The sequence below is a fragment of the Roseospira visakhapatnamensis genome (assembly GCF_014197915.1).
GTDB classification, from domain to species: Bacteria; Pseudomonadota; Alphaproteobacteria; order Rhodospirillales; family Rhodospirillaceae; genus Rhodospira; species Rhodospira visakhapatnamensis.
On record NZ_JACIGK010000015.1, the window covers coordinates 102,245 to 110,581 of the forward strand.

The 8,337-nt window shown below is 69.0% G+C and carries 5 protein-coding genes; all 5 read right to left on the bottom strand.

Annotated elements, in window-relative coordinates:
- Positions 1-222: 222 nt before the first annotated feature.
- The 5 genes from GGD89_RS11405 to GGD89_RS11425 all read right to left on the bottom strand — a co-directional run bounded on the left by GGD89_RS11405 (position 223) and on the right by GGD89_RS11425 (position 8,010).
- Positions 223-2,385, bottom strand: a complete 2,163-nt coding sequence (locus tag GGD89_RS11405) for a PAS domain S-box protein (protein WP_184045313.1) — start codon at positions 2,383-2,385, stop codon at positions 223-225.
- 160 nt (positions 2,386-2,545) lie between these two features.
- Positions 2,546-4,906 (bottom strand): methyl-accepting chemotaxis protein, encoded by a 2,361-nt coding sequence (locus GGD89_RS11410; RefSeq protein WP_184045314.1) that lies wholly within the window; start codon positions 4,904-4,906, stop codon positions 2,546-2,548.
- 492 nt (positions 4,907-5,398) lie between these two features.
- Positions 5,399-6,205, bottom strand: coding sequence for a family 1 encapsulin nanocompartment shell protein (locus GGD89_RS11415; RefSeq protein WP_184045315.1), 807 nt, complete (start codon positions 6,203-6,205; stop codon positions 5,399-5,401).
- 4 nt (positions 6,206-6,209) lie between these two features.
- Positions 6,210-6,605: an encapsulin-associated ferritin-like protein gene (locus GGD89_RS11420; protein ID WP_184045316.1), complete on the bottom strand. Its 396-nt coding sequence runs from the start codon at positions 6,603-6,605 to the stop codon at positions 6,210-6,212.
- 178 nt (positions 6,606-6,783) lie between these two features.
- A complete protein-coding gene (locus tag GGD89_RS11425) occupies positions 6,784-8,010 on the bottom strand; it encodes a CaiB/BaiF CoA transferase family protein (RefSeq protein WP_184045317.1) in 1,227 nt (408 codons plus the stop codon).
- Positions 8,011-8,337: the final 327 nt, after the last annotated feature.

Consider the following 8,337-nt stretch of genomic DNA (forward strand, 5'->3'; position numbering starts at 1 on the left):
AAAAAACGGCTGTCGTTCGGTCTTGGAACGCGGCCCGCATGCCGGCCATCCACACCGGATCCGCCGCATCCGTACACAATCCCCCGAAATTCTGATGTCTCTTCCGGCGCGCGCCGCCGTCCCGCGACGTCCGGGATGGTCTGTGAGGCCCCCGTACCCCGATTTTGGGGTGACCGCTCTTCCCCGGACCAGATGTGCGACTCGAGGCGGGGTCAACAGCCTCTAGACCATCAGGCGATCGGCCGGCACATCCAGGCTGGTGCGCAGGTGGCGCAGGATGTCGCGCAACGATACCGGCTTGCGCAGCAGCGCGTCGGCGCGCTGGCGCAGCCCGTCCAGTTCCCGCGACGTGCGCGCCGCCTGGCCGGTGATGATCAGGATGAAGACCCGTCGCGGACCGGCCCGCAGCCGATCGATCAGCCAGTGGCCATCCCGTTCCGGCATGCGCAGATCGGTGATGACCGCGTGGGCCGGGTCGTCCAGGTGAATTTCCAGGGCCTGCTGGCCGTTCAGGGCGACCGTCACCCGATAGCCCACCGCCTCCAGGAAGCCGGCGATTTCGCGCGCCGCTTCCTCTTCATCATCCACCACCAGCACATGGGGGCGTCCCCCGGCGTCGGCGTTTGCGCCGGCCACCGGCGAGGCATCCGGGCCCGGGCCCGTCTCGGCGTGGGGGGCGGTGGTCTCCGGCGGTGCCCGCTCCTGGGCCACCCGGGGCAGGCGGACCTCGAAGGCCACGCCGGCCTCGGCGTTGCGCACGTCGATGGTGCCGCCCATCTCGGTGACGAACCCCAGGCTGATGGACAGGCCGAGTCCGGTGCCGTGGTCGCCGGACTTGGTGGTGAAGAAGGGATCGAAGATGCGGGCCTTCAGGTCGTCCGGAATACGCGGCCCGTTGTTCTCGACCACGATGCGCAGGTGGTCGCCGTCGCTTTCCACGCAGGCGCGCAGGCGTACGCGCGGCGGCTCGCCCTGACGCACGCGGTGGCCTTCCGCCGAGAGCACGGCGTCGTGCGCATTGCGCAGGATGTTGACCAGCACCTGCTCCAGCTGGTGCTGGCGCCCCAGGGCCTGGGTCTCGCCCAGCCGGTCGTCCATGTCCAGGAGGACGTTGTCGTCGCGGAACTGCTTGGAGACCATCGCGCGGGCGGCGCGCATGGCGCGGGTGGCGCTGAACGGCTGGATGGCGCCGGTGTCGCGGCGGCTGAGGCCCTGCATGTAGGAGATGACCTCGAACAGCCGGACCACCTGCTCCTCGATGGCGGCGAAGCCCTGCTCGGCGCGGTCGGGATCGAAGCCCTGGCGCTTGAGCCGTTCCAGCGCGCCCTCGGCCTTCAGGCGGATGATGTTCAGCGGCTGGCTGATCTCGTGGGCCAGGCTGGCCGACATCTCGCCCAGCAGGGTCAGCTTGGCGGTATGGCGGAAACGGGCCTCCATCTCGCGGCGTTCGGTCATGTCCTCGATGATGGCCAGTCCCTGCACGGTCTGGCCGTCGTCGGTGGGCATGACGGCGAAGGTGACCCGGGTCAGGAGGTGGCGATCGCCCCGGCCCCGGAACTCGCGTTCGACCACGTCCACCCAGCCGGGTCGGGGCAGGCCCTCGGCCAGGCGGTGGGCCTCGGTCGGCGTGGTTTCGGGGGCCAGCAGGTCGCGATAGGCCGTGCCGCGCAGCTCATGCGCCGACAGGCCCAGCATGCGTTGCGCCGCCGCGTTGGTTTCCATCACCCGGCCGTCGCGCGACAGCGTCATCATGCCGAAGGGGGCCAGGGTGAAAATATTGCGGAACTTGAGTTCACTGTCGGTGAGCGCGCGCTCGGTCTGCTTGCGCTGCGAGATGTCGATGAAGGTCGTCAGGCAGGTGGGAATGGTGTCGTCGTCGGGGCCATCGTCCTCGCTGGTGGGACGGCTTTGCACCAGGCAGTCCACCTCGTGGCCGTCGCGCCCCAGCACCCGGATTTCGTCGCTGGCGGCCTGACCGGCCATCACCTTGTCCAGGTGGCGCGACAGGGTGGCGTGCGACTCCGGATGGATGAACAGGTGGATCGGCTTGTGTTCCACCTCGGTGCCGTGGTTGACCTGGAACAGCTCGCAGGCGCGACGGTTGGCGCTGGTGACGGCGCGGCGCCCGGCGATCGTGCAATAGCCGATGGGCGCGCCATCGAACAGGGCGGCGTAGCGGACCACCAGGGATTCGTTGATCTCGCGCGCGTGGCGCAGTTCCTCGTTCTGGGCGCGCAGTTCTTCCTGGTGGGTGGCCAGATCCTCCAGCGTGGTCTCCAGCGCGTGGCGCTGGTCCCGGAAGCTGGCCAGTTCCGCCTCGCGGTCGGCGAGCGTCGCCCGGAGCGCCTCCAACTCGGCCCGCATGTCCTGTTCGCTGTTCGACACCACCGGTATCCCCTTGGCCGCGCGGCCGCGCCGCTGTCATCCGGGACGGCCCACCGCAAACGATAGACCATTCCGACCGCCGCGCAAACGGCCCCCCGCCGGCCTGTATGGGTTCAGGCTGCATGGTTCGCGGGCGCGACGGAGGGGGCCGCGCGCGTCGTCAGCGGCCCCCCAGCCCCGACCGCTGGTGGACGAAGGCCGCCACCGCCGCCGCCTGCGCCTGACCGATGTCCAGGCGGATGTGGGTGGAGGTCTCGGTCTTGGCGGCGATGCTACCGGCGAACCGGCCCAGGCCGGGGATGTCCATGGCGAACTCCTGTCCGCGCTCGCCGTCCAGGGTCCGGTCCAGGGTGCCCACGCCGCTGGCCGCCAGATCATGCAACAGGCAAGAGCGATGATCGCCCGAACCCATGTCGACGGTGACCGCCACGTTGACCGTCTGTAGCGCGCTGTCGCGCCGGTCGTCGTCGCTGCCGGCGTGCATGATCCTGGCCAGGGACGCCTGCATCTGCTGGATGCGGTCGCTGACGTCGTCGGCGGCCTGGCGCACCTGCTCGGCGTGGCGGCCGGTGATCCCGGTGCTCCCGGTCACCTCGGCGATGTTGTCGGACGAGTCCTGGGTGCTCCGCGCCGCCTGCTGCGCGTTCTGGCTGATCTCGCCGGTGGACGCGGTCTGCTCCTCGACGGCCGCCGAGACGGCGGTGGTGATTTCGTTCATCTCGCTGATCACCGCGACGATGCCCTGGATGGCGTCCACCGCCTCGCGGGTGGCCGCCTGCATGGTGCCGACCTGGTTGGCGATGTCCTCCGTGGCCTTGGCCGTCTGGTTGGCCAGCACCTTGACCTCGTTGGCCACCACCGCGAAGCCGCGTCCCGCCTCGCCGGCGCGGGCCGCCTCGATGGTCGCGTTCAGCGCCAGCAGGTTGGTCTGTTTGGCGATGTCGCTGATCAGGTTGACCACCTCGCCGATCTGGTTGGCGGCCTTGGCCAGCCCCTGGATGCGGTCGTTGGTGGTTTCGGCTTCCTGGACGGCCCGATGGGCAATGTCCGACGCGCTGGAGACCTGGCGGCTGATCTCGGCGATGGAGGTGGTCATCTCCTCGGCCGCCGCCGCCACGGCGTCGACGCTGGCGGCGGACTCGTGAGACGCGGTCGAGGCGGCGGAGGCGCGCTCCCCGGTCTGGTTCACGGCCTCGTTCATGCGCACCGCCGCGTCACGCATGGTGTCGGCCTGCCGCTGGACGATGGTGATGGCGCTGTTGACCTCCTCGTCCAGGGCATTGGTGAGGGCCATCATCTCGGTCTTCACCTTGCGGGCGTTGCGCCGATGCAGCGCGTCCTGCTCCGCCGCCATCCGCTTCAGCTTGATCCCGTTCTCCTTGAACACCTGCACGGCGTCGGCCATGTCGCCGATCTCGTCCTTGCGGGTCCGGCCGGGGACCTCCACGTCCAGGTCGTCGTGGGCCAGCCGTTCCATGGTCGCTGTCATGGCGCGCAGCGGACGGCTCAGCAGGCGCTGCAAGACGAGGATGATCACCGCCAGAACCAGCAGGGTCGCGAGCGGGTTGACGATGACCTGGATGGAACTGGAGCGGTTCTGCGTCTCCTGCAACGCGTCGACTCGCTGATTGACCTCCTGCGCGTAGGCCTTGGACTTCCGCAACACGGACTCGGCCTGCGCGTCGGCGCTGGCGCGCAGGGCGGCCATTTCGCGGACCTGAGTGGCGTCCAGGTTGGCCAGGCGGGCGGCGGCGTCCTCCTCCGCGGCCAACAGCGCGGCGCGCGAGACGGCGACCTCCAGCACGCCGCGCGGCGTGTCGTCGCGGCCGTGGCAGCTCTGGCAGCCGATGTCGTTGGTCAGCACGGCGTAGGAGTAGAGGGCCGGCTGGGTCTCGCCGGACTCATCGACGATCTCGCCGGGGAGAACCGCGCCCTCGGCGACGTTTTCCAGGGCCCGGCGCAGGGCCTCCCCGCGCTCGCCCTGGAGGGTGTCCTGGGTTTCCTGCGCGTGCGGCTCGAAGAAGTCGGTGCCCAGGCGCTCGTTGACCTCCCGGATGGTGGCGTTGTCGCTGAACGCGCGCTGGCCGTTGATGCGCCACAGGCCGATCGACAGCACGTCGGGGACCTCGGCCAGGGTGTCCATGATGTCCTCGGCGGTGGACGCCTGCCCGCTCATCATGGCCGCCCGGATCATGGTGGTGGCCGATTCCGAGATGCCGGCGTGCACGCCGGCGATGTGGCGGCGCTCGGCCAGGCTTTCGCCCTTGGCGTTGGCGACGGCGGTGGCGTGTTCGGCCTCCAGCAGGGTGACCTGGGTGTCGGTGGTGTCCGAAACGAGCCCGCCGATGAACGCGTCCTTCTCGCTGATAATGCGGCGCACGTCATCCAGCAGGTCCGTGGTCTGGTCGTTGACCATGGACGAGAAGACGGCCACCAGGCCGGTGTTGAACAGGGCGACGAGGGCGACCAGGGTGACGACGGTGGCCGTGATTTTGGCGGCCAGGGATTTCAACAGGGTCATGGAGGACTCCCCCCACCGTTCTTGGTTTGGATCCAGCCCGATGACGACGGTGACGCCGAGCGGCCCGGATCCGGGAGTTGGGTGGACAAAGCAAGGGATACGAGCGAGAGTCGTTGACTGCTCTCGGCCGTGGTTTTCCCCTCAACAAGGGTGAGTATTGTACCAACGGGAAAAATTTAATGAAAGTCCAACAAATGTCTAGGATACCTGCTCGGCCGGTAGACATCGAGAGGCTCAAGCTGGCCGAAATTGATGGTCCGTTGGCATGAGAATTATACTTTGGTAGCAAAAAGAGCCCGATGATTCGATGTCGGACATGGCGATAATCATGATGATATTGATCGATTAATGGCGTTCTCTGCAAAAAATATAACGCTTACTGTTACGTATAAATAATGAACGTAGGTTAATTTTGATCTACACACAGTCACGTGGCGTTCGGCCATGCTCGAACGCCACGTGTTTGCGCGAAATTTTACGGGTTTTTCTGTTTTATTCGCTGGGTGAAATCACGCACACGGCGTTTTCATCCTGCATATGCAAGACAAGGCTTTCGTGGGCAAAGAGTTCACAATGGATTCCGTCCGTGCCCACGTACCCGCACATCAGATCCTGGCCCACCTCCAGACGGCCGACGCGCGGATCGATCAGCGCCGCGCCCCGGATGTTCGCCTTGAAGATGCCTTGTGTGCACAGGCGCCGCAGATGGTTGATCAGCAGCATCTCGCTGTCTGGATAGCGCCGGAACAGCGCGTTATAGAACCTCGGCTCCACGACCAGGGCGTGCGGACCCGGGAATCCGGCCTCATCCAGCCGGGTGGTGGCGGCGATCACGTCTTCCAGGGCGGCGTCGGGGCGCGTCCAGTCACCACCCTCCAGGCGGCAGACGCCGTCGTTCTCCAAAAGCCCGGACAGCCCGAACTCGGGCCGGCCGTAGTACAGGATCTGTTCCTCCAGGCGGGCCACCGCCTCGGCCGCGTCGCCCGCCGGTGACAGGTCCAGCGGCTGGCCCTTGTCCAGGTAGGCGGCGATGCGCCGCAAGGACAGGCGGAAGGTCTTGCGCAGCATGGGCACCGACACGGCGCGTCCCATGACGGCGCCGGCCTCGCCGGGCTCTGGCTGGCGGCAGTAGTCGTCGTTCGACAGTTCGATGGCGGTCAGGCCCGGACCATGCGGGCCGCCAACCTCCAGGAAGCGGCGGACGGTCATCAGGTCCTTGGCGGCGGCGCCGGCCTCGGCGTCGATCAGAGCCCAGATGTCGGCACCGAAGGGCGCCATGGATCGGTTCAGCACGTCCATGATGTCAGTCCTCCCGGCCATCGCGAATGGCGCCGATGGTGAAGCGCCCCGGCGAGGGCGCCGTCGCCGGTCCGCCCTCGCCGTTCGGGGCGGCCTTGCCGGTATCCTCTTCCTCGACCTCGGTGATGGGGGCCTCGGTGAACAGGTAGGTGCGCATGTAGTCGTCCCACTGGGGATCGTTGCGGCGCATCCACTCCAGCACCATGCAGGCGTGTTCCATCTCCTCGCGCATGTTGTGCAGCAGGATGTCGCGCAGGGCGGCGTCCTCGCAGTCGTCGGCGCGCTGGCGGTACCAGTCGACGGCGTCCAGCTCCTCCTTCACGGAGACGATGGCGTGATGTAGGTGCAGCGTCTGACGGGACAGCCGCTCGCGCGGCGCGTGCAATCCCTCGCTGGACATGAGTCGAGACCTCCATGGAGTCCGGGGGGGGAGGGGGAGGCCGATCGCCGGGTCGGGACCGGCCTCCTGGGGGAAGACCCAGGGTGGCGCGGGTTGGGTGCGAAATTCAAGGGGGTGGTATGGCCGCACCCGCGGGGTGGGGACCACTACCCGGGGACCATGGCCCGGGGGGCGCCGGTCAGATGACGCCCTCGGCGCGCAGCGCCGCCCGTTCGGCGTCCGACAGCCCCAGCACCTCCCGAAGCACCGCGTCGGTGTCGGCGCCCAGGGGCGGTCCGGCGCGGTCCACCCGGCCGGGCGTCGCGGACAGGCGCGGCAGGACGTTCGGCAGGGTGACCGGCCCCACGCCCTCGGCCAGCATCTCGATCAGGTTGCCCCGCGCCGCGACGTGCGGATCGGCGAAGATGTCGGCGATGGTGTTGACCGGTCCGCAGGGGACATGGCCCTCGGTGCAGCGGCGGACGATCTCGTCGCGCGGCATCGACCGTGTCCAGGCTTCCACCAGGCCGTCCACGGTGGCCCGCGCGGCCAGCCGCCGGGCCGTGGTGGCGTAGGGCGTGGCCAGGTCGGGGCGCTCCATCACCTCGGTCAGGCGCTCGAACATCTTGTCGCTGGTGCAGGCGATGGCCACCCAGGCCCCGTCCGCGCAGGGAAAGTGCCCGTGGGGGCAGGCGTTGATGGTGCCCGCGCCCTCGCGGCCCCGCACCGTGCCGTCGGCGGCGTGGCGGGGGGCCAGTTCGTCCAGCACCCGGAACACCGACTCGTAGAGGGCGATGTCGATCACCTGGCCCTCGCCGGTGTGCTCGGCGTGGCGCAACGCCATCAGCACGCCCACGGCCCCGAACAGGCCGGACATGTAGTCCCCCAGCGACGTCGACCCCGGCGTGACCGGTGGCCCGTCGGGCATGCCGGCCAGATGGGTGAGGCCGCCGAAGGCATGGGCGATGCGGGCGAAGCCGGGCCGGTCGGCGTAGGGTCCGTCCTGGCCGTAGCCGCTGACCCGCAGCATCACCAGCGCGGGATTGACGGCGCGCAGGTCCTCCCAGCCCAGGCCCCAGCGTTCCAGGGTGCCGGGCCGGAAGTTCTCGCAGACCACCTGGGACCTCCCGGCCAGGGCCTTGAACACCCGGGCGCCGGCCGGTGTGCGCAGGTCCAGGGTCACGGAGCGCTTGTTGCGGGCCTCGCTGAGGAAGGCCAGCGTGTCGCCGCGCGCGGTCGGCGTGCCGAAGCGTCGGAAGGGATCGCCCCCGCCCGGCTGCTCCACCTTGATCACCTCGGCGCCGAACTCGGCCAGGATCGCGGTGGTGAACGGGCCGGCGATGAAGGTCGCGGCGTCCAGGATCCGGATCCCGTCCAGGGGGCGGGGGGCGGCGGTGGCGGGGGGCGGCGGCGGGGGCGATGACATCGGCGGCCGGGGTCCTTCAACGGGAGGGATCGCGCGGCGGGGGCGGCGCGGCCTGAGTCTGACGCCCGTCCCCCGGCGCCGCAAGGGCCGCGCCCCGGGCCCAGCAGTTCTCAGGATGGGGTTGGAGTGTGTCGCACCCGGGTCTGGTGATTGAAGGGACAGGTGAGGAGGGGCGGGCTCAGGGTGGTTGCGGTGGCGGGACTCCGGTTGTGAGGGTGCGCATGAGGGCGGACCAGGACGGGAAGACGAGATAGGCGGTGATGGTCGCCAGATGGGTGAACATCCGGGTGCGGGCGCGGAAGCGCTCGCGGGCCTTCTGCCAGGCGG